We start from the raw sequence: 25,720 nt of genomic DNA, 5'->3' as shown, positions 1-25,720 counted from the left end.
GGCCGACGAGCCATCACGCCCGGTGGCTCCGGCTCGCACAGCCCGAAGGAGAGTCAGCAGTGATGATCCGCCGAAATCGAAGACTTCCCCTGGCCGCCGGCCTCGGTGCCGCACTGGTGGCCGCGGTCGCCGTCCCAGCCGTTGCCCTGGGCCACGATCAGGGTGCGCCGACGACCACCCCGATCAAGCATCTGGTGGTGATCTTCCAGGAGAACGTCGCCTTCGACCACTACTTCGCGACCTATCCGCACGCCGCGGATCCGGCCGGCGAACCGGCGTTCACCGCGGCCCCCGGGACGCCGAGCGTGAACGGCCTCAACACCCCGCTCGCCGCGCCGAACAACCCGAACTCGGCCCAGCCGTTCCGGCTCGGCCGGAACCAGGCGCAGACCTGCGACCAGGACCACAACTACACCGATGAGCAGAAGGCGGTGGATGCGGGCCTGATGGACAAGGTCGTCGAGACCGTTGGCCGCGGAGCCGGCACCTGCGCGGACTACGGGCACGGGAAGGGCCTGGTGATGGGCTACTACGACGGCAACACCGTCACCGGCCTGTGGAACTACGCCCAGCACTTCGCGATGAGCGACAACTCCTACGGCACGACCTACGGTCCGTCGTCGGTGGGCGCCATCAACCTGGTCTCGGGACAGACCCACGGTTTCAGTGCCGATGGCGACGCCGTGCCGGCCGCCACCGCGACGATGATCGGGGATCCGCAGCCCGCCGGGGACAAGTGCAACACCAGGGACAGTTCGACCGTCACCGACGCGAAGAACAAGAACGTCGGCGACCTCCTGAACGCGAAGAGCGTCAGTTGGGGATGGTTCGAGGGCGGCTTCGCCGACTGCGCGGCGACGCACGCTGACGTCGGCGGGGTCAGCAGCGCCGACTACATCCCGCACCACGAGCCGTTCCAGTACTACAAGAGCACCCAGAATCTGCAGCACACGCCGCCGGCGTCGGTCGACGAGATCGGCCACAACGGCCCGGCGAACCATCAGTACGACCTGAAGGACTTCTGGGCGGCCGTGGACAACGGCACCACGCCGGCTGTCAGCTACTTGAAGGCGGCCGCGTACCAGGACGGCCACGCGGGCTACTCGACTCCGCTGGACGAGCAGCACTTCGTGGTCGACACCATCAACCGGTTGCAGAAGTCGAAGGACTGGAAGAGCACGGCCGTCGTCATCGCCTACGACGACAGCGATGGCTGGTACGACCACCAGATCGGGCCGGTGGTCAACCAGTCCAACGACCCGGCACGCGACGCGCTGACCGGTACGAACTGCGGCACGAACCCGGCCCGGATCGCCGGCGGGTACCTGGACCGGTGCGGGTACGGGCCGAGGCTTCCGCTGCTCGTCGTCTCGCCGTACGCGAGGCAGAACTTCGTCGATCACAGCGTCACGGACCAGACCTCGATCCTGAAGTTCGTCGAGGACAACTGGAAGACCGGCCCGATCGGCAACTACTCGTTCGACGAGAAGGCAGGCTCACTCGACAACCTGTTCGACTTCCACCACAAGAGCAAGTCGCTCTACCTGGACCCGATCTCGGGTCAGCCGGTCAAGCACTAAGGCTTCACGGCCAGGCGGAGGGCGGCGTACGACGCAACCAGCGCGCGCCGCTCCTCCGCCAGCAGCGGGTCGTCACGATCGCGTCCTGCCTGGACCCAGCGGTCCGAGAGGTCCATCGCCTCGACCCGCTTACGGGCTGCCTGCCGTACCGCGTCGCGGTCGGCGTCGTAGACGTAGGAGTACAGGTCGATCAGCGCGGTCTCGAGCTGCTCCTCGGTGACGTCGTCCGAGTGCTGGTGCTCGCGGTGGATCCGCCACCACTCGACCTCGAACGCGGCGGCGCGGGCCGGGTCGAAGAGCAGGCCGCTCGAGGCGGCGACGAGCTCGTAGAAGCGACGCATGTACGCACGGGCCACGTCCGGCTGGTTGTCCGGGTACGGCGCCCACACCTGGTTGGCACGCAGTACGTACCAGGCTCCGCTGAGTGTCCGGTGCGGCGGCATCCCGAAGCCGGCGGCGACCATTCCGACCGCGGCGACGAGGAAGTGGCGCCACTCGTGCCGGTAATAGGCGGCCCACGCATCCGTCTCGCGGTTGCCGACGAGCACTGGGTCGAAGGACAGTGGACCTGTTCTGATACGCATGATCCCTCCCCCTGAGGAGATCCGATGAACGATGGTAGTCCGATCGCCGATGTGGTGGCGCGCATGCAGCAGCGTCTCGACGAGCTGCCGGAAGAGGTTGCGCATCGACGGTTCTTCCTCGGCACGTACCTGCGGACCACCCAGGCGGTGGGACAAGCGATTGACGCTGCCCGCTTCGAGGATCCCGACTGGGTCGGGATCTGGGACGTGAAGTTCGCCGAGCTCTATCTACAAGCTCACGACGCAGATATCGCGGCGCGCCAACCTCTGGCCGGCGCGCCGCGGGTGGGGGAGGACGGCGGGTCGTCGCGGGCCCGGGGACCGGCGCGGCCTTGGCGGTTGGCGTTCGAGGCCTCGAAAGACTTGCCGGCGTTGGGGCATGTGTTGCTGGGGATCAATGCGCACGTGAACTACGACCTGCCGCAGGCGCTGCTCGAGGTGATCAGTGATGAGGACTTCTTGGATCCGTCTCTGATGGATCGGCGGCGGCGGGATCATGAGCGGATCGACGGTGTGCTGTCGAAGCGTGTTGCTGCGGAGGATGAGGAGCTGGCCGCGACCGGAGTGCGCAGCTTGCTGGACCACGTGCTCACTCCGCTCAACCGGCTGGCTTCGCGACGGTTCCTGCGCGAGTCCCGGCAGAAGGTGTGGCACAACACGGCAGAGTTGCAGAGGGCTCGCGTCACCGGCAACTACGAGAAGCGTCTGGCCGAGCTGGAAGTGCTGAGCGCGGCCAAGGTCGCCGACCTACTGCGGCCCGGTCAGGTGTTGCTGAGGCTGGCCGTGACAGGCTTCGGAGTCACGCTGCCGCCGGTCTAGCTCGGCAGGACGCCGGACCACATCACCCCGACGGCCAGACAGCCAAGCGTCAGCAGGCCGAACACGCCGACCCAAAGCAACGCGGGCACACCAGTCAGCCGACGCAGCTGGTCAGCGTCCGAGCTGCGCCCTTGGCCACGACGACGGGAGCTCTGGAGCTCCATGACGGCTCGCGGCGCAGACAGCAACAGGAACCAGGTCAGCAGATGCGCGAAGGCGGTCTGTACCTCTGCTGACCCCCACCACGACACTCCGAACACCAAGGCGCCGAAGACAAGCACCGACCAGAGTCCGAAGAGATTGCGGATCTGCAGCAGCAGGACCACCAGTGCGAGCAACAGTCCCCACAAGAGCGCGACGGCGTACCCGCGGCTCAGCACGAACGCCGCAGCCAGGCCGAACAGCGCAGGACCCGGGTAGCCGGCGAGCAGGACCGCGATCATGCCCGCGCCGGTCGGCTTCCCGCGGGACACGGTCACGCCGGACGTGTCGGAGTGCAGCCTGATGCCCGACAGCTTCCGCCCGACCAGTGCGGCGATCAGACCGTGCGCGCCCTCGTGCGCGATCGTCACCACCTGCCGTGTGTAGTGCCACAGCGGTCGCCAGGCGATCAGCAGCAGTGCGGCCACACCGGTCCCGATCACCAACCGCAGGGACGGATCCGGCTGCACTGACGTGATGCTGTTCCAGAACTCACTCACCCGAACATCCTTGCAGGCAGGTGGTCAACCCTCAGGAGAAGGGGATGTGCACGGTGACCCGTTCGCGGAGTTGCTCGCTGATCAGCCACAGTTCGCCGGTCGCGGGCCAGTACGACAGGTTCTCGGTGTTCTTCGGCGCTTTGGTCCAGACCGTTGTCGACGCCCCACCGGTCCCACGGTGCAGACAGCTCGGGTAGTCCACCCCGTCGCCGATATTGCCGGCGTACTCCGGGCACACGCCCGTGATCACGAACTCGTTGTTGTACGAGACCGCGCCCTGCATCCCCCACACCGGCGAGTCGAACGCCTCGACGGCATGCACCACTCCGTCAGCGCCGGCCCGGGGTAGACCGGTCGACTCGTCGAGCGGCCAGCGCACGATCCGGCCGCCGCCACGCTCGGTGTGCTCGACCGCGACGAACGAACCGGCGCCGCCATGATCGATCCCGAGCGATGCGAAGCACGGTTTGTCGCCGGTCGTGTTCGCACAGCCGCCACCGGCGTACCAGTAGGCGCCGACCTGCGGCAGGGCGAAGGCGTGCCACAACGCGTGATACTTGCCATCGGCACCTAGTCCCACCTCGCCGGTGCTGGTGTCGGTCTGCCAGATGTGGCGCAGGTCGAACACCCGCAGTACCGACCCGCCGGTCGCCACGACCAGCATGTTCCCGGACCAGAACAGCCCGTGGCCGTGCCCGGCGATCGCCTGGAAGTTCCCGTCCGCGGTCGGCTCGACCAGCAGCACGTGCCGGTACTTGTTCGTCGCCAGATCGAGGAACGACACCCGGATCGCCGTGTCGTCGCTGTTGTGCCAGCTCGCGACCGCGACCCGCCGGGCGCCGCCGGCCGGCTGCGCGTCGCCGGACCCGCTCACCCCTTGCGGGATCCAGACGTTCTCGTCGTCGTCCTCGCCGTCCTGCCAGCAGAAACCCTGCGGATCGAGCGAAGCGTTCAGGTACGTCGAATGGCACAGTGGCCGGCCGGTCCGGTTGGACGCGGCGAGCACCTCGGTGACGCCGACCGGGGCGAGCTGTGGCTTGGTCTCCAGTTGCGCGACACGAGCGCCGTACGTCGCGAACGTGTCGCCGGAGACCAGCTGGAAGCCGGTCGCATCGATGCGCGGGAACGCGGCAGCGGCCTGAGCAGGCTGCTGCGCGAGCAGTACGCCGATCAGGAGGGCGGCCGTTAACAACAAACGACTGATCCGCATGCTTCTGATAGTGATTCACGACGCCTGCTCTGTCCTGGCAGAACGGCGTGGCGCGCCGTTGACATCGTCTGGTGGGCGGACGACGGTGGAGGGATCGCGGGGGAGGGGCCGCTCTGCTTTGGGGGAAGACATGTCTCAACCACGCACGATGACGCGCACGGGGAAGAAGACAGCCGCAGCCAGGAAGACCACTGCAGCCAAGAAGACCACCACGAGACGGCGGTCTTCCGCAGTCGTCAAAGAAGCGCCGGCCGTGCCGCTGCCGGACTTCCTCGACGCGGCGGGGACGCTGACGCTCGATCAGCGGAAACTGCTGGTGGATCAAGCGCTTCTGATCCTCGGCGAGAACTACGTGCACCTGCCGCTGAAGGTCGCGATGCACGCGGTCAACCCGCTGCAGCGGTTGCGGGTGATGCGGGCGCGGATGGAGCGCCAGACCGACGACACGATGCAGGCGGAGTGGATGTTCCACCGCGAGATGTCCAGCATCTTCCACTCGGTCCGCGACCTGCACACGAACTACCTGCTGCCGGTGCCGTTCGCCGGGAAGATCGCGTTCCTGCCGTTCATGATCGAGAAGTGCTACGGCACCGATGACAGCGAGCACTACCTGATCACGCGCACCATCACCGGCTACCAGGCGCCGCAGTTCGGTCCGGGCGCCGAGGTCACGCACTGGAACGGCACGCCGATCGCGCGCGCGGTCGCCCTCAACGGAGCGGTGTTCGCCGGCAGCAACGACGCCGCGAACCTCGCCCGCGGCCTCGAGTCGCTGACGCTGCGCCCCCTCGTGATCCAGTCCCCACCCGACGAGGACTGGGTGACGCTGACGTACGTCGGCCTCGACGGCTCGCAGCAGGAGCTCCGTGAGCAGTGGAAGGTCACCGCCAACCTTCCGCCGATGACGGACCTGGACGCGGTCGGCGAAGCGTCGGCGTCGATGGGTCTCGACCTCGACTCCGACGAGAAGTCCCGCGCGAAGAAGGCGCTGTACGTGCGCGACGTCGTAGAACTCGAGCGCGGTCGGAGCTCGGCCGAGTTGGCCGCCCCGGCCGCCGTCGCCGGCGCGGACCTGCCGACCACGATGCCCGGCGTGTTCCGGGCCCGCGAGGTCGTCACGTCGTCCGGGAACTTCGGTCATCTGCGGATCTTCACGTTCAGCGTGCAGGACCCGGTCGCGTTCCGGGACGAGTTCGTCCGGCTGGCCGCGATCCTGCCGCAGAACGGCCTGATCGTCGACGTACGCGACAACGGCGGCGGGCACATCTACGCCAGCGAGTTCACCCTGCAGACGATGACGCCGCGGCGGATCTCGCCGGAGCCGGTGCAGTTCATCAGCACTCCGCTGAACCTGAAGATCTGCCGGCGGCACAAGGACAACCCGTCCGGGATCGACCTCGGTCCGTGGTTCGACTCGCTCGACCTGGCGATCGAGACCGGTGCGCAGTACTCGGCGGCCAAGCCGATCACGCCGGAGGACGGCGCGAACGACGTCGGACAGACGTACCACGGGCCGGTCGTGCTGATCACCGATGCGCGGGTCTACTCGGCCACCGACATCTTCACCGCCGGGTTCGCCGACCACGAGATCGGCACCATCCTCGGCGTCGACGACAACACCGGCGCGGGCGGCGCGAACGTCTGGACCCACGGCCTGCTCGCGTCGCTGCTCAACGAGCCGCCGCCACCCGACGAGACCTCGCCGTACATCGCGCTGCCGAACGGCGCGAACCTGCGGGTCGCGATCCGGCGCACCTTGCGGGTCGGCAAGCTGGCCGGCACCCCGGTCGAGGACCTCGGCGTCAAGCCGCAGGAGACGCACCGGATGACGAAGGCCGACCTGCTCGACGGCAACGTCGACCTGCTGAACAAGGCCGGCGCGCTGCTCGCCGCGCTACCGGTCCGCCGGCTCGAGCTGAAGACGTCGCTCAGCGGTACGACGCTCACCGTCGCGATCGATGCCCAGAGCATCGATCGGGTCGACCTCTACCTGGACGACCGCCCGATCAGCTCCGAGGACCTGACCGGACCGCTCAGCATCGACATCCTCGAGGTGACCGCGGGCGCGCTGCTGCGAGCGGACGGCTATCAGACGGGGAGCCTGGTGGCCTCCCGGCGGCAGGTCGTGTAGGAGGCGGACCGCCAGCACTCATCAACCTGCCCGGAAACCACCGACGCCCGCCCGCCTGAGCGTGGAGCGCGCGGCGGCCGGCCGGTTGGTGAGTGCTGCAGGTCCGCTACCTTCGGAGCATGCCGACTCTTGACCTGACCGCCGAAGAAGAGTCGATGCTCGGCGGTCGGGACGGGGACGGCGTCGCGCTCGCGATGCGGGTGATCGTCGGGCAGGCACGGATCTCGGAGGCGCCGCGGCTGGTCGAGATCACGTCCGCGCACGTCGACTCGTGCCTGTACCACGGTCAGGTCAGCCTCGACTTCGCCCATCGCCTGGTCGAGCTGGGCGCGCGCGTCCGGGTGCCGACGACGTTGAACGTCGGCTCGACCGATCTCGTCCACCCGGATCTCGTCCGCGATCAGGAGCTCGCCGCCGCGGGGCGTGAGCTGATGGCGGCGTACGTCGCGCTCGGATGTACGCCGACTTTCACCTGCGCGCCGTACCAGCTCCCTAACCGGCCCGGGCTCGGCGAGCACATCGCGTGGGCGGAGTCGAACGCGATCGTGTTCGCGAACTCGGTCCTCGGCGCCCGGACGGATCGGTACGGCGACTTCCTCGACGTCTGCGCGGCGATCACCGGGCGCGCGCCGTACGCCGGGTTGCAAACGAGTGAGGCGCGGCGGGGGACGGTGGTGTTCGACTGCCGGCCGTTGGGTGACTTCCTCCGGTCGGAGTTGGCGTATCCGTTGCTCGGGCATCACATCGGGTCGATCGCCGGGGCCGGAATCCCTGTGCTGGTAGGGATTCCGGTGGAGGTGACCGAGGACGACCTGAAGGCGCTGGGTGCGGCGGCCGCGTCTGCCGGGGGAGTCGCGATGTTCCACGCGGTGGGCATCACACCGGAGGCGCCGAGCGAGTTTGCTGACCTGCCCGTGCACGAGGTCGATCTCGGGGTACTGCAGCGTGTGCGGCGCGAGTTGTCGACGTCCGGCGCGCTGGATGCGGTCAGCGTCGGTACGCCGCACGCGTCGTACGCCGAGTGCCTGCGCGTGGCCGAGCTGGTGGCGGACGGGCCTCCGTTGAAGCTGCCGTTCTATCTGTCGACCAGCCGTCTGACTCGGGAGCGTCTTGGCAGCAAGCTCGACGTGTTGGAGAAGGCAGGTGTGACCGTTGTAGTCGACACCTGCACCTACGTCACGGCAATCCTGTCGCCCGGCTGGAAGCACGTGATGACGAACTCGGGCAAGTGGGCGCACTACGCACCCGGCAACATCAACGTCACCGCCGTCCTCGGCTCCCTGGCCGAATGCGTCGCGTCGGCGCGCGCCGGCCGGGTGATTCTCGAATGATCATCCACGGCCGCACTCTCCACCCCGGCACCGCGACGGGCGAGCCCATCCGCCTCAGCGCGCCGCTCTCGTTCTGGGGCGGCACCGACGAGAACGGGCGCATCGTCGACGCCCATCACCCGCAATGCGGCGCCGTTCTGGCCGGCCGCGTCCTTCTGATGGAGTCCGGCCGCGGCTCCAGCTCCGCGTCGAGCGTGCTCGCCGAGCAGATCCGCGCCGGCAGCGCCCCCGCCGCCATCATCCTGGGCCGCCCCGACCCGATCATCCCTCTCGGCGCACTCGTCGCCGCCGAGCTGTACAACCTCAACCTTCCGGTCGTCGTCGCACCTTACGACGCCATCCCGGATGGCGCGCTCTTGCACGTTTCTGCCACATCGACCGAGGCAGCCATCACCTGGACTACATTCACTCCGTGAACCCACGGGGCCTGATCGCGACCTGCGCTGCCGCAGCCGTCCTCCTGACCGGCTGTACGTCGAAGAACTCTGTCTCGGACGCCGATGCGGCCGCCGCCTCGGAGGTCGCCAAGGCACGAGCCGGCCTGCCGTCGTCCTCGTCGACGACTTCACCCGGCGACGACTCGACGGCACCGGTTTCCACGCCGCCCCTGCCGGCAGCGGTGACCCGCAACCCGATCTACGCGGTCGGGAAGCTGCCGTCCGCCCGGTGCGCGGAGCCTGCGTACGAGCCGACCTCGCTGGCGAACGCGCGCGCGTACTTCACCCAGTACGTCGCCTGCCTGAACAAGGCCTGGGCGCCGGCGATCCGCACGGCAGGATTCACCTTCAAGCCGCCGAAACTCGTGGTCGTGCTCGGCCAGTCGCCGTCCTCACCGTGCACCGTCGACGACGGCCGGGACTACTACTGCGGCGGCACGATCTACATGGATGCCGCGACCCATCTCAAGTTGTACCGCGAGGATCCCGACGAGGCGCGGGCATGGATGGCCCTGGAGATCGGGCACGAGTACGGGCACCACGTGCAGGCGCTCACCGGCGTCTTCGCTGCGATGTACGACCGCGAGGTGAAGCTGAACGGCGTCGACGCGCACCTGGAGGACACGCGGCGGATGGAGCTGCAGGCCTCGTGCTACAGCGGCGTGTACATCGGTGCCGACCGCAACTACTTCCCGGTCACCTCGGACTGGCTCACCGTCTGGGGACTGGTCATCCGGACGACGATCGACGACGAGCACGATCACGGCAAGGGCGAGAACCACGGGTACTGGACGACGGCCGGGTTCGATGCGGCGAGTCCGGGTGCGTGCAACACCTACACGGTCGCCTCGTCGCTGGTCGGCTGACGCATCAGTACAGCGGTCGCCGCGAAGAGGACCGCGCAGCCGGCCAGGGCAAGGGGGAGCGTGGTGAGGCCGGCGAGCGTGGAGATGGTGACGCCGCAGACGATCTCGCCGAGGTACTCGAGCTGCGCGAGGAACGAGTGGGTCGTCGCGCGGACGTCCGCGGTCGTCCGCGTGTTGACCCAGATGGTGCTGATGACGCGGGTCAGCGGGGTGACGATGCCGTTGAGCAGTACGACGGCCGTCGCGCCGAGGACCGGACCGCGGGCGAACGCGAGCAGGAGCATGCTGAGCACGCCGACGAGGGCGGCCAGCGCGTAGTCGGTCGCGGCGTGGCTCCCGTTGATGCGGTTGGTGACCAGCCGAAGTACGAGTGCGCCGATGACGAGCCCGACCACGCCGAGCGCCGTGAACCAGAGGATCGAGGGCGGCAGGCCGAGGTTGATCAGCTGCTTCTGGGTCAGTCGGCCGGCGGCGTCCGAGGCCCCGTTGACGAGGAACGTCGCGGCGAAGATCAGCAGGATCGCGCGGCTTCGCCGTACGAGCGTGACGCCGCGACGGAACGTCGTCCACGACGTCGCCCAGCGCGCCGTGCGGGCCGGGACGAAGTTGTGCTCGGTGAAACGGAACGCGACGTACAGGGCCAGCGACATCATCGCGGCCCCGGCGACCACGATCGTCACGTCGCGTCGGGTCGCCCGAGCGAGCAGACCGAGGGCGAGCAGACCGGTGGCGGCGCCGCTCAGCTGGGCGCGGGCCGCCCGGGCGAGGACGAGGTTGATCCGGTCCGGCCGATCGAGTTCGTCGGTGATCAGGGCGACGTCCGATCCGCTGGCGAAGGTCCACGAGATACCCCAGAGCACCTGGGTGGCGAGCAACGCGGGGAACGACTGGACCAGTCCGGTCGCGAGCATCGCCGTACCCATCAGCACCTGTGAGATGACGAGCGACCACTTCCGGCTGATCGTGTCGGCGATGACACCCGCAGGTACTTCGAACACGAGCGCGAAGGCACTCTGCACCGACCCGATCAGCACGAGCTCGGCCGGGGGAAGGCCGGCGTCGACGACCAGGTAGACGCTCGTGACCAGCCACCACCCGTTGTGCAGGACCGCGCGCATCCAGGTCCACCGGATGAAGACCGTCTCCATGCGAGCACCCTCCCGAGAGGCCCCACCGGCGTCCACCGATTTAGCCGAGGGCTTCAGTGTGAGTTGCTTCATATTCTTCGCAACTATCAGCAGATTGCGATAATTTGAAAGGGTGCCAAGGATCACAGTGGAAAACGAATGACCGTTCTTGATATAGCCGTGACCCCGGGCGCAAGGTGGAATTTCAAAGAACGAGCGTTCGGTTTGGGCTGGGGGTCGGCATGACGCAGATGACTCTGGACCGGGCGGGGCAACCCGCACTTCCGGAGCTGGGGCGGCATCGCAGTGGTGGGATCTGGCGAATAGTCCGTGAAGTGGCGCTGCTGGCGGCTCTGTTCGGGGTGTACAACCTCGGGCGGTTCCTGTCGGCGGAACACTCGGGGTCGGCGTTCAAGCATGCCCACGAACTGATCCGCTGGGAGGCCTGGCTCGGGCTGCCGAGCGAGGCGACGCTGCAGCACCACGCGCTCCAGGTCGACGGGCTCGCCCGGGCCGCGAACGCGTTCTACGCGACCGTCCACTTCCCGCTGACCGCGATGGTCCTGCTGTGGTTGATGATCCGCCGCCCGGCCGAGTACAGGAAGGCGCGCTGGGCGCTCGCGTCGCTGACCGGGCTGGCGCTGATCGGGCACATGTTCTTCCCGCTCGCGCCGCCGCGGATGATGCCGGGCTGGGTCGACACCGGAGTGCGGCTCGGCCAGTCGGTCTACGGGCCGAGCACGCACTCCGGCATCGCGAATCAGTTCGCCGCGATGCCGAGCCTGCACGTGGGCTGGGCGTTGATGGTCGCGGTGTTCCTGATCCGCGCGACGCGATCACGGTGGCGTTGGCTGTGGATCGCACACCCGCTGCTCACCTTCGGAGTTGTCGTGGTCACCGCGAACCACTACTGGCTGGACGGTCTGGCCGCGATGGCGCTCGCGGCGCCGCTGCTCCTGATCTTCGACAGCTCGTCGCCGGCGCGGACCAGGAAGGGCTCGCGCTCGAGCACCAGCCGGGCCGCGGCCGCACCGATGTCGAACCAGAGCCCGATCAGCTCGAGCCGGCCCTGATCCTCGGCCTTCCGGACGGACGCGAAGCTCCGCAGGTTCTCCAGTTGTACGGCGACGTTCGCGACGGAGAGCTTGTCCGCGGCCGAGAGCTTCACGCCCGTGGCCGGGTCGACGATGTCAGGCAGCGCGACCGCCCGCCGTACCGAAGGCTCGAGGTGGCGCAGCCAGTTGTGCAGGCCGGAGCCCTCGGGCAGGTCGGCGGCAAGTGCGGCCGCGGCGGCGCCGCAGGAGGAATGACCGCAGACCACGATCGACTTCACGCCGAGTACGTCGACGGCGTACTCGATCGCGGCGTCGACGGAGCTGCTGTTCGATCCCTTCGGCGGCACCAGGTTGCCGATGTTCCGTACGCAGAACTGGTCGCCCGGTCCGCTGGTGGTGATCATCGTCGGCACGATCCGCGAGTCCGCACAGGTGATGAACAGGTGTTCTGGTCGTTGCCCCTCCGTCGCGAGTCTCGCGAGCAGCGGCCGGATCTCGTCGGCCGAGGCCTCGAACTCGCGGACACCGTCCAGCATCTGCCGACCGGACCGAGCACGATTCAGCTCGACGATGCCGCCGCGGGCGATGTGTCCGCGCCGCCAGTCCTCGATCGCCTCGTACGCCGCGTGGTCGAGATGGTCCACGGTCAGCTCGACCCGAACCGTCGCTCCGACCGGAATCGATCGCAGCGTCCGCACGAGCGACGCGACGCCGAGGAACACCAGCGTGCCGCGGATCCGCACGACCCACACACCGTCCGCCTCGGTCGCGGTGACGGTCGCCCGGGCGAGTCGGTACAGCACGCGGACGACCGCGAGGATCAGCCCGAGCAGCACGCCTTCGGCGAGTCCGAGCACGGCGACACCGACCGCTGTCACGACGTACACGAGCAACTCGTCGTGCCTGCGCAGCGTGCGGATATGAGCGAGCTGCACCAGTCGCAGCCCGGTGACGAGCAGTACGCCGGCCAGCGCTGCCATCGGGATCAGCTCGAGCATCGCCCCGGCGGCGAGCACGAACGCCGCGATCCACAGGCCGTGCATGATCGCGGCGGCCCTGGTCCGCGCGCCGGCCGCGACGTTCGTGGACGAGCGGACGATCACGCCGGTGACGGGCATCCCGCCGAGGGCGCCGGACAGCGCGTTCGCCGCGCCCTGCCCGATCAGCTCGCGATCGAGATTGCTCCGGTTGCCGCGATGAAGCTTGTCAACGGCAACGGCCGACAGCAACGACTCGACACTGGCGACCAGGGCAACGGTCAGTACTGCCGTGCCGAGCTGGACCGGTGTGCCTTCGGGCATCGTCGGCAGGATCAGACTCCGTAGCGGATGGTCCGGCAGGTCGACTCGCGTCACATCGGTCATCCAGACCGCGGCCAGTGCGGTCACCGTGACCACTGCGACCAGCGGCGCCGGAATCGCCTTCACTTTGGGGATCCTGGGCCAGGCCAGCACGACCGCGACGGTCAAGATGCCGACGACAACGGAGTGGCCGTGGTGCGCGATCAGTTGCGCGGGGAGTGCGATCACGTTGTCGATCAGTGAACTCTGGGCTTTGCCGCCGAGCACGACATGCAACTGCTGAACGGCGATCGTCACACCGATCCCGGCGAGCATGCCGTGCACGACGGCTGGGGAAAGAGACAGCGCCAGCCGCCCGATGCGGGTGATGCCCAGCAGGATCTGCAGGACACCGGCAGCGCAGGTGATGGCAGCCGTCGCGGCCCAGCCGAACTGCGTGACCAGGCCGGCGACGACCACGGTCAGACCGGCGGCCGGACCGCTGACCTGCAAGGGGGAGCCGCCGAGCGCGCCGGCGACCACGCCGCCGACCACAGCGGCCACCAGGCCGGCGATCAGCGGAGCGCCGGACGCGGCGGCGATCCCCAAGGAGAGGGGTACTGCGATGAGGAAGACCACCAGTGACGCAGGGAGGTCGTGGTGAAGGATGGTCTTCCAGAGCTTGGGAGGTGAAGAGGTCGGCACGGGTGGTCCTCCGGCGTCGGTGCTCAGGGCAACTGCTCGGGCATCAGGCGTCGAAACAAAGAGTGTCGATCTGGTTACCCACTGTACTGACCCGTTCAAGCCCGCACCAGCGGAGATAATTGCTCAGAGCATCGTTTCGTCCGAGAACAGCACCCGGCGCGCGTGGTCGGTGTCCAGGTACTCGCGGACCGCGACGATCAGCCCGTCCCGAACAGTGAAGACTCCTGCACATTTGTTGCTGTAGGCACCACCGGCGCGCGCCGTCGCCCGCGCGGTCCATTCGGCGAACACCTGCTCGCCGTCGGCGATCACGTTCACCAGTTCGATCCGCACCGGCGTACCGGGGGCGAAGAGGTTGCCGGCGGCTGCTCCCAGGAACTCGTCGACGACCATGTCCCGGCCCTTCCAGTCACCGGACAACGGCAGATCACCGGGGTAGGTCCACACCACATCCGATGCGAAGCTTGCCCGGATCGTCGGCAGATCACCCGCCGCCACTGCCTCGACGTACCGGGTGACAACGGTCTTCGGGTCGTTCATGAGTGGTGCCTCCTCGTGGAGCGTCAGTACGGCGTTGCCGCGGATACGGCGGTTGCGCAGGTCGTCGAGTACTGCGTCGGTAAGGGACCAGTCCTCGACGCGGCCGAGCTCCGGGTGGAGCCGACCCGCCGAGACCAGCCGGACGAGCGTGGCGAGGTCCTGGTCGTCGGAGCCGTGGACGTAGTGGAAGTGCTGGATCCGCGCGGCCTCGGCGGCGATGAAGAAGTCGAAGAAGTCGAGCGTGACCGGCTGCCGGCTGGCCTCGCCGAACCAGATCAGGTCACCGCCGGGCGCGAGCTTCGACAACGCGATCGGAAGGCTCTCGCCACCGACGGATTCGAGTACGACGTCGAAGGGCCCACGCGCGTCGGCCACGTCGTACACGAGGTCCTCGGCGCCGAGCTCGAGCAGCCGCGCCCCGCGGGCCGCGGAGGAGACGACGGCCGTGACGACCGCGCCGGCGCCGGCCGCGAGCTCGGTGAAGTAGTGCCCGACTCCACCGGATGCACCCGTCAGCAGGATGCGCCGGCCGATCACGCTGCCCGCCGTACGCAACAAGCGCAGCGCCGTCAGCCCGGCGAGCGGGAGCGCCGCGGCCTGCTCGAACGAGATGTTGTCGGGCAGTACCGCGACCTGCGTGCCCGGCGCGGTCACTCGCTCGGCCCAGCCCGAGTGCGGCAGATGTGCGACTACGCGGCTGCCGGCCGGCGGGCCGTCGGGAGCAGGCTCGACGACGCGGCCGGCGATGTCCTTGCCCGGTCGCCAGCCGTCCCGCGGCCGCTCCAACTGGAAGGTCTCACCGCGGTTGATCGAGAAGGCCGCGACCTCGATCACCATCTCGCCCGCGCTCGGCCGGACCTCGTCGACGTCGGTAAGCCCGACCTTGCCGGTGTCCACCGCAACCACTGCCCTCATTGCCGTTCCGCTCCTTCAACTAGACTCGGCAACGACGCTACGAGCGGGTCGCAGCGGGCGGAAGACAGCACTTACTACTGCTATAGGCACCTAATGGATACCGACCAGGTCAGAGGCAGGTGGGACGCCACCAAGGGCGCCTGCCCGACGCGTCAGGTGCTCGGCCGGATCGGCGACACCTGGACGATGCTGGTGATCAGCACGCTCGAGAAGGGCGGCACCCTGCGCTCCGGGCAGCTCAAGTCGATCATCGAGGGCATCACGCAGAAGATGCTCACGCAGACCCTGCGGCACCTCGAGCGCGACGGTGTCGTCCGGCGTGAGGTTGTTCCTACTGTCCCGGTGACGGTGACCTATACGCTGACGCCGCTCGGCCTGAGCCTGGCCGCGGCCGTCGCGACGATGCGCACCTGGGCCTACGACCACATGGACGAGATCGCCGCCGCCCGCACGGAGTACGACGCCAACCTCTGAGGAGTCACGTGGATCTGCAACTGACCGGGAAGACCGCGGTCGTCACCGGGGCCAGCAAGGGCATCGGATTCGCCTGTGTGGAGCTGCTCGCGCGTGAAGGCGCGACGGTGGTCGGCATCTCGCGTGATCCCGCCAATCTCGCCAAGGCGCAGGAGCAGTTGCCGGACCTCACCTTCGGGGTGGAAGCGGTCGACCTGACCGATTCCGATGCGACCAGGGCGGTCTTCGAGCGGATCGGCGTACCCGACATCCTGATCAACTGTGCGGGCGCGGCCCGGCGTACTCCGGTCGACGAGCTGGACAGCAAGGCGTTGCACGCCGCGATGGAGGCGAAGTACTTCACGTACATGCACGCGACCGAGGCCGTCATCCGCGGGATGGCGGAGCGCGGCAGCGGCGCCGTCGTCAACGTCGTCGGCCAGGGCGGTCGTGCGGCGAACCCGCTGCACATCGGCGGCGGCGCGGCCAACGCGGCGCTGATGCTCGCGTCGGTCGGCTACGCCAAGGCGTACGCCGGCAAGGGCGTCCGGGTGAATGTGATCAACCCGGGCACGACCCGTACCAACCGGGTCGACGAGGGCCTCGAGGCCGCGGTCCGCTCGACAGGCAAGCCGAAGGACGAGCTCCTCGCCGAGATGGTCCGCGAGGTCCCGATGGGCCGCTTCGGCGAACCCGAAGAGGTCGCGAACGTCGCCGTCTTCCTCGCCTCCCCGCTGGCCAGCTACGTCACCGCCTCGATCATCACCATGGACGGTGCCACCACCGCGGGCATCTGATCACCGAACGTTTCCATCGGTTGGTCGCTGAGTTGGGTTCGAGAACGGGGTGATCGGGCGCTCCTGCGGTACGCCGTCCAGGGTGATGTCGACGTTCTCGTTGAAGAACGCGACGTGGCCGGCGACCGGGAGCACGGGAGCGGTGGGGAAGTCGTAGGACCACGCCACATCGGGGACCGACGGGAGCGACCAGTACGCCGAGGTGCGGCCCTTGTACGGGCAGGCGGTGACGGTGTCCGACGGGATGAGGTGCTCGAGGTGGACCGCGGTCCTCGGGAAGTAGTACCGCGGTGGCAGTCCCGTCTCGAAGACGATGACCGTGGAGGTCGAATCGGCCAGGGGGACGCCGTCGACGGCTACCTCGACGCGGCGGGTGGACTTGATGGCGTCAACGCGCGAGTACGGGTTCCTGGGGTGGACGAAGACCTCCTCGTCTTCCTCGAACCACCTGTCGAGCGCGTCCCATTCGAACCGGACGCGGTCCTTTGCGGCGCCGTCGTCGTACACCCAGGCCTGCCCCGATCCGGCGCTGTGCACCCGCGCCACACCGTGTCCGAACGTCTTCGTCTCGCCGGTGTCGGTCAGCACCCCGTCGGCCACGTCCGCGACCGGGACGTAGTACTGCGGGTACGGCGGGAACTCCCACAGGTAGATCGCGTCCATCGTGTCGAGAACGACGCGGTCGTCGAGCATCGCGCGGATCCGCCGCGGGACCGGTGCGGTGCCGCCGGGCGGGATCATCGGTTCGGGGTAGTCGCTCATGGATCCAGTAAAACGCGGGGCCGGCCCTGGTGGTGCCGGCCCCGCGGTCCGGATCGGTCAGACGGTGATCCAGTCGATGTCGGCGATGTAGCCGTTCGGATTGCTGACCTTGATCGAGTTCGCTCCGGCGGTCAGCTTCATCGGGAGGTACGTCACCTGCGGCGTACCCCAGTCGTTGTCGCCGAGTCCGCTGTAGTTGACCCAGTAGTTGTCGCTGCCGTTGACCGTGAGCATGCTCTGCCGGCTGGTGTCGCCGTCGGTGTAAGCGATCTTGACCAGATACGTCCCGGTCGTTGGCACGGTGATGTTGTTGAGCGTCACCGTCGAGCCGTAGCCGATGTTGCCGATCTTCGAGCCGCCCGAGCACAGGGTGCACCCGGAGACGCCGGCATCCCCGGTCAGCGTGCTGCTCGCCGCCTCGGCCTCGTACCGCACCGGTCCACCGGACTTCGACGTGAACATCGTCACCGGCGCACTGGCGCTCGACGTACTGCCGCCTCTGACACCCTTCACGGTGAACGAGTACTGGGTCTGCGGCAACAGACCGCTGACCACCGTGCTGGTGCTCGATGCGGCCGCAACCTGCTTGCCATTGGCAAACACCTGGTACGACGTGGCGCCGGCGCTCGGCCGCCACGTCAGCGTGGTCGTCGTACGGCTGACGTCGGTGGCGGTCAGATCGGCCGGTGTGGCAACCGGGACATGACTCGGCGTGATCTTGTACAGCTTCGAGCCGTGCGCCGGCAGTTGGGCGCTGACCGAGCCGCTGACCTTGCGGGTGTTCTGGTTCGCCCAGATGTCGCGGACAGTCGCCTTGCCGTCGATGCCGAGCTGGTCGAAGTCGCCGGTCACGGTGGCGGGGGAGTCGGCCAGGTTGAACAGCGCGACCGTCGTACTGCCGTCGGCGTTCTTCGCGTACCAGGTCTGCTGCAGCTGGTCCTGGTTCAGCGGGCGGGCCGGGTTGCCGGACTGGTCGATCGCGATGACCTCGCGGTTCGACAGCAGCTTCAGGCTGTACGCGTCGAGCTTGGTCAGGTCGTCACCGGCGAACAGCGGCGCGGAGTTGATCGCCCAGAACGTCATGTAGCTCTGCCGCTCGGCGTCGGTCAGGCCGTCCATCGCGCCGACGCCGACGTCCAGCGCGTCGAGGTTGTTCCAGTGCCCCGGTCCGGCGTCGTCGATCCACTGCGCGACGTCCCACCAGCGCTGCTTCACCGAGCTGTCCCACTTGACGATCGTGTCGCAGTAGCACTCGACGTCGGTGTCGATCCGCCAGCCGTTCGAGTTCTGCTTCCACACGTCGGCGTACCGGTGGCTGAGCGACCAGGACAGCGTGTACTGCATCGGCCGGCCGGCGTTCTGGACGGCGCGCCACCAGGCCTCGATGTCCTCGGTGTTGTTGTGGTTGGGGTCGTCCGGCGCGCCCTTCCAGGAGCCGGGGCCGACACCGTCCATCTTGATGAAGTCCACGCCCCACGAGGCAAACAGGTTCGCGATCGAGTCGGCGTACTTCTGCGCGCACGGGCTCTCGTAGTTGATCTTGTACGCCGCGTCCCAGCCGTTGGTCTTGCGCAGGTCGGGGTACACGATGTCGCGGGTGAAGCAGCCGGGCGCGTCGTAGATCGGCGTGTTGCCGTCGCGGTAGACGTCCATGCCCAGGCCGACCGTTGTGTAGATGCCGAACTTCAGCCCGAGCTTGTGGATGTCGTCGCCGACGGCCTTCATCCCGCGCGGGAACCGCTTCGCCATCGCGACCGGGCGGCCGTACTCGTCACCGCCGTCCTGCCAGCCGGCGTCGACGTTGACGTACTCGTACCCGTACGGCTTGAGCTTGGTGGCCAGGGCCTTCGCCTGGGTGAGGATGTTCTGCTCGCTGATGAAGCTGCCGGGGCCGTCGGGGTTGACGCCTGGGTAGTTGGTCGACTGCAGGCTCCAGCTGCTCCAGCCCATGTAGGGCTTGGCGGCGACCTGCGGATAGGCGGCGGGCGTCGGCTTCTTGGCCTGGACCTGAGCCGGAACCTGGACCGCGTCGGCCGGGGCGGTTGCGGCTGCCGCCGACACCAGGGCGACGGCAGCCAGCACGATCGTGCTGCGTGTGAACGACATGCGATGTTCCTCCAGGGGAGGAGTGAGCGGACGCGCCGAGCCTAGGTCGGTTTAATTTACCCCGTCAAGTATTCAACCCCGGCAACTTCCGCCCTCCGCGAGTCCGTCACCGTTCTTTGGGCACCCACCAACCACGAACCGCACTCGGATGTGGTTGGTGGGTGCTCAAGGTGGCCCGGGGCAGGGGTGAGTGGAGGCAGCGTGCTCGCCCCCGCCTCGGAGTTACTGGTGGTGCTGCGGGCGGCGGCGTGCGCGCATCGGGCGCAGGTGCGAGTCCATCCGCGCGTGCTGACGGCGGCCCAGTACGAACGGGCGTGACGTGCGAGCAACGGGAGTGGTTCGCGGAGTGGACAGCTGGATCTCGGTCTGCTCGAGGTTGAGCCGGACCGGGACCTGGTGCCACGGGGAGCGGGTGCGGACGAGGACGAGCCGGAACTGGCCGTCCCGCCGCAGCCGCAGACCGATCGCGACCGTCGCGATCGCCGGCACCAGCCCGGCGATCAGCAGCGCGGACCGCGCCCCGAAGTGCTGCGCGAGGAACCCGACCGTCGGCCCGCCGATCGCGCCGCCCCCGATGAAGACCAGGTTGTAGATCCCGGACACCCGGCCGCGCAGGCCGTCCGGAGTGGTCAACTGGACCATCGACTGGGCCGCGGTCAGGAACATCAGCGTCGCCATCCCCATCGACGCCAGCACCGGGACGAACGTCCACAGCGACGGCTGGATCGCGGCGAGTACTTCGGTGACCGTGAGCAGGCAGGCGATACCGATCAGGTTCCGCAGGCGGCTCGGCCGGATCCGCCGCGCCGAGAGCAATGCCCCGGCCAGTGCGCCGAGCGCGACGACGGAGTTCAGTACGCCGTACCCCGACGCGCCGGTGTGGAAGACCCGGTCGGCGAACGCGGTCAGCGTCACCGGCAGGCTGATCGTGAACATGCCGTAGATCCCGACGAGCGCGATCGCCCACCGGACGGCCGGCTCGTGGAACGCGTACCGCAGGCCGTCGCGCAGGCCGTCCCGGATCCGCATCCCGGCGCTCGCCTTGCGGGCCGCGTGCAGCCCGGGCATCTCGCTCTCGCGCATCCGCAGCAGCGCGCTGATCGAGGCGAAGAAGGTGAGCCCGTTCAGCGCGAACGACCAGCCCGCCCCGATCGTGCCGAGCAGTAGGCCGCCGAGCGCGGGGCCGATCAGGCTGCCGAGCTGGAACGTCGACGACACCATGCTGATCGCGTTCCGGACCGTGTCGCGCGGGACCAGCTCGGTGACGAAGGACTGCCGGGTCGGGTTGTCGACGGCGGTGGCCAGGCCGAGGAAGAACGCCATCGTGTACACGTGCCAGACCTGGACCTGACCGGTGAAGGCGGTCAGGGCGAGGACGCCGGCGCAGGTGCCCATGGTGGACTGGGTGACGAGCAGGATCTTCCGCTTCGGGAAGCGGTCCGCGATCACGCCGCCGAACAGGCCCAGCGCGAGGGTCGGGAGGAACTGCAGCGCGGTGGTGATGCCGACCGCGGTGGCACTGCCGGTGAGCGTGAGCACCAGCCAGTCCTGGGCGATGCGCTGGATCCAGCCGCCGGTCGAGCTGACCAGCAGTCCGCTGACCAGGAGGCGGAAGTTGCGGACCTGCAGAGCGCTGAAGGTGTCCTTGAAGCCCGGGCGGCGCTGCGTGTCCCGGAACTCGGTGCGGTCGGTGGTGCGGTGGAGGTGGAAATCGGTGGACGGGACAGAACCGGAAGTGGCCCGGGTGGTCAAGAGCGATCCCTACGCGTGTGGACTGGTCAGGGGAGGACACCTCCATCCTCAGGGTTCGGTACTGGATTCCCACAGCGAATTACTCCTATTAGTCTTATAGCGTCACGTAATGAGGGAGTGAATCGATGTACGACCCGGACCAGCTGCGGACGTTCCTGGCGGTGGCGCAGTCGCTCAGCTTCACCCAGGCGGCCGAGCGGCTGGGTATCCGGCAGCCCACCGTGAGCCAACATGTCCGCAAACTCGAGGTGGCCGTCGGGCGGCCGCTGTTCGTCCGTGACACCCGTACTGTCACGCTGACCGCGGACGGCGAGGCGATGGCGGGGTTCGCGCGGGCCATCCTGGCGGCGCACGAGGAGGCGGCCGGCTACTTCACCGGGTCGGAGCTGCGCGGCCGGCTGCGGTTCGGTGTGACTGACGACCTCGCGCTCACCCCGCTGCCCAAGATCCTGCGCGACTTCCGCCAGCTGTATCCGCGGATCGACCTCGAGCTGACCGTTGCCCAGAGCCCGAACCTGCTCCGCCGGGTCGAGTCCGGCCACCTCGACCTCGCGTACGTGAAGCACGGCGCCGGCGGCGGCTACGAGCCGAACGGCCGGCTGGTACGCCGCGACCCGCTCGTCTGGGCCGGCATCTCCGGCACCCGGATCGCGCCCGACGGCCCTGTGCCGCTGGTCGCGTACCAGGCGCCGTCGCTCAGCCGTTCGCTCGGTGTCCAGTCGCTCGAGCAAGCCGGTCGTACCTGCCGGATCACGTGCATCGTCCGCGGCGTGAACGGCGTACTCGCGGCTGTCCGGGCCGGGCTCGGGATCGCGATCTTCGCCCGGTCGCTGATGCCCGCGGACCTGGTCGAGCCGCCGCCGAGCGCGGGGCTGCCCGAGCTGCCGTCGATCGATCTGGTGCTGATCACCAACCCCCGCGCCGCGAAGGAGCCGGCCGAGGCGCTGACGGCCGCGATCCTCGGCAGCAACGCTCCGCTGAAGCCGGACGCCGTACTCGACCCGCAGGCGTCGGCTAGATCAGTGCGTCACCGCGCAACACCAGCGTGACGACGCTCACGGCGGCGATGGCGATCGTGACCAGGAACGGCGCGTTCCGCCAGAGCAGGATCGTGACGAGCAGCGCGGCGACGACGGCGAGCGCGATCCAGCCGACGACCCCGATGGCCCCGGCGGGCGCGATCACCAACAGCCCCGTGGCGAGTGCGAGCGGGAGTGGAGCGAGCAGGCGGGCATAGGACCCGAGCCGCTGCGGCCAGCCCCGGACGCCGGTCGCGAGGTCGTCGGCCAGGTCGGGTACGACGTTTGCCAGATGGGCACCGATCCCCAGAAGGGCGCCCGCCGCGGTGGCCCACCACGGCGCCCAGACATGTGCGGTGCCGAGCGTCACGAACGAGGGGAGTGCGCCGAACGCGACGGCGTACGGGAGCCAGGAGATCACGGTCGACTTGAGGCCGAGGTTGTACGCCCAGGCGCAGGCGACGAACAGCAGATGAACCAGCCCGGCCGCGATTCCGTTGGCCAGGGAGACGGGGACGGTGATCACCAGCATGATGCCGGCACCGATCGCGAGCGTCCGGCGACTCACCAGTCCACGCACCACAGGCTTGTCCCGGCGGTTAACAATGGTGTCGCGGGCGGCATCTATCGCGTCATTGCTCCAGCCGATCGAGAGGTGGCCGGTGAGGATCGTTGCTGCGACCAGGAGACACCCGGCCGGACTTCGCCCGGCCGACCACGCGACAGCCGTGACGAGAGCGGTCACGGCGACAGTAGGCCCGGGGTGGCAGGCGAGAGCCAGACCTTTGACGGTCTTCACCGACGTAACGATGCCACGATGACGCGGATCGCAGCGGTCCGGCCCGCGCTCCCGCCGTACCGCTATCCGCAGTCGGAGCTGACCGAGGCGTTCGCCACGATCTGTCTGCCGGACGGCCGGAGTTCGGCGCTGCTCCGGCGGCTGCACGCGAATGCGGGGGTGTCTTATCGGCATCTCGCGTTGCCGTTGGAGCAGTACGCCTCCTTGAAAGACTTCGGTGAGGCGAACGACGAGTGGATCGCGGCGGCGGTCGATCTCGGCGCGGAGGCGGTCGCGGGGGCGGTGAAGGACGCGGGGCTGGCGCTGGACGACGTCGACGTACTGATGTTCACGACGGTGACCGGGGTGGCGGCGCCGTCGATCGACGCACGGGTGGCGATGCGGCTGGGGATGCGGGAGGACGTGAAGCGGCTGCCGCTGTTCGGGCTCGGGTGTGTCGGGGGAGCGGCGGGGATCGCGCGCTTGCACGACTACCTGACGGCTTGGCCTTCACATGTCGCCGTACTGCTGTCGGTGGAGTTGTGCTCGTTGACGCTGCAGCGCGACGACGCCTCGTTGCCGAATCTGGTGGGTGGGGCGTTGTTCGGGGACGGCGCGGCCGCGGTGGTGCTGACGGGGTCGGAGCATCCGCTCGCGTCCGGGCCTTCGGTGGTGGCGACGCGTTCGCGGCTGTACCCGGACTCGGAGCGGGTGATGGGGTGGGACGTCGGGTCGGGCGGGTTCCGGATCGTGCTCGGCGCGGACGTGCCGGAGGTGGTGCGGACGTACCTGGGTGGCGACGTCCGGGGGTTTCTCGAGGATCACGGGTTGACGGTGCCGGAGATCGGCACCTGGGTGAGCCATCCGGGCGGCCCGAAGGTGCTGGACGCGGTGTCGGAGACGCTGTCGCTGCGTCCGGGAGCGCTGGATCTGACCTGGACGTCACTGGATGCGGTCGGCAACTTGTCGTCGTCCTCGGTGCTGCACGTGCTCGGTGACACGCTCAAGCTGGATCCTTCTCCCAAGGGTCCGGGAGTGCTGCTGGCGATGGGCCCCGGTTTCTGTTCCGAGCTCGTGCTGATGGAGTGGTGATGTACGGCTGGTATCTGGGCCTGGTGATCCTGGTCGCGTGCGAGCGCGTGGCCGAACTGGTCGTGTCCCTGCGGAACGCGAAGTGGAGCTTCGCGCAGGGCGGGGTGGAGTCCGGGCGCGGGCACTATCCGTTCATGGTCGTGCTGCACACCGGGCTGCTGGCCGCGTGCATGGTGGAGGCGTTGCACCGGCCGTTCATCCCGTGGCTGGGGTGGACGATGCTGGTCGTGGTGGTGCTCGCGCAGGGCCTGCGCTGGTGGTGCATCTCGGTCCTCGGACACCAGTGGAACACGCGGGTGATCGTCGTACCGGGCCTGCGATTGGTTGCCGGCGGCCCGTACCGGTGGATCCGCCATCCGAACTACGTAGCCGTCGTCGCGGAGGGCATCGCGCTACCACTGGTCCACACCGCCTGGATCACTGCACTGGTCTTCACTGTGTTGAACATCCCGCTGCTCGCCGTCCGCATCCGCACTGAGGAGGGCGCACTCAACTCCGCCCTGGTCAAGTGATCGATCTACTCGTTGCAGGCGCGGGTCCGGCTGGCGCGGCTACTGCAATCCGGGCGGCGCTGGCCGGGCTATCGGTAGTTGTCGTCGAACCACGCTCGGGTCCGATCGACAAGGCGTGCGGTGAGGGCATCGCGCACAGCGCCGTCGAGTACCTCACCCGCCTCGGCGTGGAACTCGACGGCCGCCCGTTCCACGGCATCCGCTACCTCGACGGCACCCACCAGGTAGACGCCCGCTTCACCGCCGGCCCCGGCCTCGGCGTACGCCGCACCACCCTCCAAGCCGCCCTGTCCAAGCGCCTGTCCGACCTGGACATCCCCGTCATCTCCACTCGAGTTGGCCCCATAACCCAAAACTCCACCTCGGTAACCGCCGCCAACCACACCGCCCGCTACCTAGCCGCCGCCGACGGCCTCCACTCACCCATCCGCCGCCAACTAGGCCTCTGCGGCGGAAGTTCTGGTGACGTGCGACGTGGGTTGCGGCAGCACTTTCGCGTCAAACCCTGGACCGATCTCGTAGAGGTTTACTGGTCCCGCCTCGGCGAGGCCTACGTCACCCCGGTCGCCGACGATCTCGTCGGGGTCGCGATCCTCACCTCCGCGCGTGGCACCTTCGACTCCCACCTCGACGCCTTTCCCGCGCTCAAGCGCCGCCTCCGTGGCGCCAAGCCGGCGAGCGCCGTGATGGGCGCCGGTCCGCTCCGCCAACGCGTCCGCGCCCGCACCGCCGGCCGCATCCTCCTGGTCGGAGACGCCGCCGGGTACGTCGACGCGCTCACCGGTGAAGGTATCGCCGTAGCCCTCCGCACCTCCGCCGAGCTCGTCGACTGCGTCCGCGCCGACCGCCCACAGGACTACGAGGCCGCCTGGCGCCGCGTCTCCTGGGAGTGCCGCCTGCTGACCGCATCGTTGCTCTGGGCCCGCAACCGCCCACTCCTGGCGCCCCGCATCGTCCCGGCCGCGACCGCGCTCCCCGGCGTCTACCGCACCATCGTCAACCGGTTGTCCTAGGCAATAAAAATCGCGAACCCGGCGATCGCTCAGACGATCGCCGGGCCCGGGTACGGCCCGAGCTTCCTGGTGAAAAGCTCGGACCCGAGCCGTTCCGGCGCCCTGGTGAAGCGCCGGACCGGCTGACAAGGACGACTCTGTCAGCCGGATGTTGC

22 protein-coding genes and 1 pseudogene are annotated in these 25,720 nt (G+C 68.6%); 13 read left to right on the top strand and 10 right to left on the bottom strand.

The window, feature by feature from the left end:
* The first annotated feature begins 62 nt into the window (after nucleotides 1-62).
* Nucleotides 63-1,580, top strand: a complete 1,518-nt coding sequence (locus ACIA58_RS15405) for a phospholipase C (RefSeq protein ID WP_396404285.1) — start codon at nucleotides 63-65, stop codon at nucleotides 1,578-1,580.
* On the opposite strand, the gene ACIA58_RS15400 is transcribed toward ACIA58_RS15405, so the two are convergent.
* The gene (locus ACIA58_RS15400) at nucleotides 1,577-2,164 is read right to left on the bottom strand and encodes a hypothetical protein (protein ID WP_396404284.1); all 588 of its coding nucleotides are present in this window, start codon (nucleotides 2,162-2,164) and stop codon (nucleotides 1,577-1,579) included. The two genes, ACIA58_RS15405 and ACIA58_RS15400, sit on opposite strands and share 4 nt — an antisense overlap.
* 24 nt (nucleotides 2,165-2,188) lie before the next feature.
* Between ACIA58_RS15400 and ACIA58_RS15395 the strand changes: the two genes are divergently transcribed.
* Nucleotides 2,189-2,983: a DUF5995 family protein gene (locus ACIA58_RS15395; protein ID WP_396404283.1), complete on the top strand. Its 795-nt coding sequence runs from the start codon at nucleotides 2,189-2,191 to the stop codon at nucleotides 2,981-2,983.
* Here the strand turns inward: ACIA58_RS15395 and ACIA58_RS15390 are convergent.
* Nucleotides 2,980-3,684: a M50 family metallopeptidase gene (locus ACIA58_RS15390; protein WP_396404282.1), complete on the bottom strand. Its 705-nt coding sequence runs from the start codon at nucleotides 3,682-3,684 to the stop codon at nucleotides 2,980-2,982. The genes ACIA58_RS15395 and ACIA58_RS15390 overlap by 4 nt on opposite strands.
* Nucleotides 3,685-3,715: 31 nt before the next feature.
* Nucleotides 3,716-4,894: a hypothetical protein gene (locus tag ACIA58_RS15385; protein WP_396404281.1), complete on the bottom strand. Its 1,179-nt coding sequence runs from the start codon at nucleotides 4,892-4,894 to the stop codon at nucleotides 3,716-3,718.
* Nucleotides 4,895-5,042: 148 nt separating this feature from the next.
* On the opposite strand from ACIA58_RS15385, the gene ACIA58_RS15380 reads away from it, so the two are divergent.
* From ACIA58_RS15380 to ACIA58_RS15365, 4 genes are all read left to right on the top strand, one after another.
* Nucleotides 5,043-7,025 (top strand): S41 family peptidase, encoded by a 1,983-nt coding sequence (locus tag ACIA58_RS15380; RefSeq protein WP_396404280.1) that lies wholly within the window; start codon nucleotides 5,043-5,045, stop codon nucleotides 7,023-7,025.
* Between the two features lie 119 nt (nucleotides 7,026-7,144).
* Entirely contained in the window at nucleotides 7,145-8,356 is a 1,212-nt protein-coding gene (locus ACIA58_RS15375; protein WP_396404279.1) for an aconitase X, read from the top strand.
* Nucleotides 8,353-8,772, top strand: a complete 420-nt coding sequence (locus ACIA58_RS15370) for an aconitase X swivel domain-containing protein (RefSeq protein WP_396404278.1) — start codon at nucleotides 8,353-8,355, stop codon at nucleotides 8,770-8,772. The genes ACIA58_RS15375 and ACIA58_RS15370 overlap by 4 nt, the downstream gene beginning before the upstream one ends.
* Nucleotides 8,769-9,659 carry a neutral zinc metallopeptidase gene (locus ACIA58_RS15365; protein WP_396404277.1) on the top strand — a complete coding sequence of 297 codons (891 nt, stop codon included), beginning with the start codon at nucleotides 8,769-8,771 and terminating at the stop codon, nucleotides 9,657-9,659. Before ACIA58_RS15370 ends, ACIA58_RS15365 begins: the two co-directional genes overlap by 4 nt.
* Here the strand turns inward: ACIA58_RS15365 and ACIA58_RS15360 are convergent.
* Nucleotides 9,629-10,807, bottom strand: a complete 1,179-nt coding sequence (locus ACIA58_RS15360) for an MFS transporter (RefSeq protein WP_396404276.1) — start codon at nucleotides 10,805-10,807, stop codon at nucleotides 9,629-9,631. The genes ACIA58_RS15365 and ACIA58_RS15360 overlap by 31 nt on opposite strands.
* Nucleotides 10,808-11,028: 221 nt before the next feature.
* Here ACIA58_RS15360 and ACIA58_RS15355 point away from each other — a divergent pair, with 221 nt between their 5' ends.
* Nucleotides 11,029-11,859, top strand: coding sequence for a phosphatase PAP2 family protein (locus ACIA58_RS15355; RefSeq protein ID WP_396404275.1), 831 nt, complete (start codon nucleotides 11,029-11,031; stop codon nucleotides 11,857-11,859).
* Nucleotides 11,860-11,873: 14 nt separating this feature from the next.
* Here the strand turns inward: ACIA58_RS15355 and ACIA58_RS15350 are convergent.
* Both ACIA58_RS15350 and ACIA58_RS15345 read right to left on the bottom strand, forming a co-directional pair.
* A pseudogene (locus tag ACIA58_RS15350) lies at nucleotides 11,874-13,826 on the bottom strand (bifunctional SulP family inorganic anion transporter/carbonic anhydrase); the annotation flags it as partial.
* A gap of 123 nt (nucleotides 13,827-13,949) precedes the next feature.
* On the bottom strand, nucleotides 13,950-15,281 hold the full coding sequence (locus tag ACIA58_RS15345; protein ID WP_396404274.1) for a nuclear transport factor 2 family protein: 1,332 nt from the start codon (nucleotides 15,279-15,281) through the stop codon (nucleotides 13,950-13,952).
* A 93-nt stretch (nucleotides 15,282-15,374) separates the two neighbouring features.
* On the opposite strand from ACIA58_RS15345, the gene ACIA58_RS15340 reads away from it, so the two are divergent.
* Both ACIA58_RS15340 and ACIA58_RS15335 read left to right on the top strand, forming a co-directional pair.
* Nucleotides 15,375-15,755 carry a winged helix-turn-helix transcriptional regulator gene (locus tag ACIA58_RS15340; protein WP_396404273.1) on the top strand — a complete coding sequence of 127 codons (381 nt, stop codon included), beginning with the start codon at nucleotides 15,375-15,377 and terminating at the stop codon, nucleotides 15,753-15,755.
* Nucleotides 15,756-15,763: 8 nt separating this feature from the next.
* Complete coding sequence (locus ACIA58_RS15335; RefSeq protein WP_396404272.1) at nucleotides 15,764-16,531, top strand: SDR family NAD(P)-dependent oxidoreductase; 768 nt, start codon at nucleotides 15,764-15,766, stop codon at nucleotides 16,529-16,531.
* Here ACIA58_RS15335 and ACIA58_RS15330 read toward each other — a convergent pair whose 3' ends face one another.
* The 3 genes from ACIA58_RS15330 to ACIA58_RS15320 form a co-directional block, all read right to left on the bottom strand.
* Nucleotides 16,532-17,293: a DUF427 domain-containing protein gene (locus tag ACIA58_RS15330; RefSeq protein WP_396404271.1), complete on the bottom strand. Its 762-nt coding sequence runs from the start codon at nucleotides 17,291-17,293 to the stop codon at nucleotides 16,532-16,534.
* A 57-nt stretch (nucleotides 17,294-17,350) separates the two neighbouring features.
* On the bottom strand, nucleotides 17,351-19,399 hold the full coding sequence (locus tag ACIA58_RS15325; RefSeq protein WP_396404270.1) for a fibronectin type III domain-containing protein: 2,049 nt from the start codon (nucleotides 19,397-19,399) through the stop codon (nucleotides 17,351-17,353).
* Nucleotides 19,400-19,621: 222 nt separating this feature from the next.
* Nucleotides 19,622-21,151 carry an MFS transporter gene (locus ACIA58_RS15320; protein WP_396404269.1) on the bottom strand — a complete coding sequence of 510 codons (1,530 nt, stop codon included), beginning with the start codon at nucleotides 21,149-21,151 and terminating at the stop codon, nucleotides 19,622-19,624.
* Between the two features lie 125 nt (nucleotides 21,152-21,276).
* Between ACIA58_RS15320 and ACIA58_RS15315 the strand changes: the two genes are divergently transcribed.
* Complete coding sequence (locus ACIA58_RS15315; RefSeq protein WP_396404268.1) at nucleotides 21,277-22,200, top strand: LysR substrate-binding domain-containing protein; 924 nt, start codon at nucleotides 21,277-21,279, stop codon at nucleotides 22,198-22,200.
* Here ACIA58_RS15315 and ACIA58_RS15310 read toward each other — a convergent pair.
* A complete protein-coding gene (locus tag ACIA58_RS15310) occupies nucleotides 22,166-22,969 on the bottom strand; it encodes a UbiA family prenyltransferase (RefSeq protein WP_396404267.1) in 804 nt (267 codons plus the stop codon). The genes ACIA58_RS15315 and ACIA58_RS15310 overlap by 35 nt on opposite strands.
* An 18-nt stretch (nucleotides 22,970-22,987) precedes the next feature.
* Here ACIA58_RS15310 and ACIA58_RS15305 point away from each other — a divergent pair, with 18 nt between their 5' ends.
* The 3 genes from ACIA58_RS15305 to ACIA58_RS15295 are packed head-to-tail and all read left to right on the top strand — an operon-like array spanning nucleotide 22,988 to nucleotide 25,565.
* Nucleotides 22,988-24,040: a type III polyketide synthase gene (locus tag ACIA58_RS15305; protein ID WP_396404266.1), complete on the top strand. Its 1,053-nt coding sequence runs from the start codon at nucleotides 22,988-22,990 to the stop codon at nucleotides 24,038-24,040.
* On the top strand, nucleotides 24,040-24,552 hold the full coding sequence (locus ACIA58_RS15300) for an isoprenylcysteine carboxyl methyltransferase family protein (RefSeq protein WP_396404265.1): 513 nt from the start codon (nucleotides 24,040-24,042) through the stop codon (nucleotides 24,550-24,552). The genes ACIA58_RS15305 and ACIA58_RS15300 overlap by 1 nt, the downstream gene beginning before the upstream one ends.
* Nucleotides 24,549-25,565 carry an NAD(P)/FAD-dependent oxidoreductase gene (locus ACIA58_RS15295; protein ID WP_396404264.1) on the top strand — a complete coding sequence of 339 codons (1,017 nt, stop codon included), beginning with the start codon at nucleotides 24,549-24,551 and terminating at the stop codon, nucleotides 25,563-25,565. The genes ACIA58_RS15300 and ACIA58_RS15295 overlap by 4 nt, the downstream gene beginning before the upstream one ends.
* Nucleotides 25,566-25,720 lie beyond the last annotated feature (155 nt).

It is taken from the genome of Kribbella sp. NPDC051586 (assembly GCF_044453965.1).
GTDB lineage: Bacteria > Actinomycetota > Actinomycetes > Propionibacteriales > Kribbellaceae > Kribbella.
Note: the sequence above shows the minus strand (reverse complement) of the source record. Positions and strands in the feature narration are given on the sequence as shown.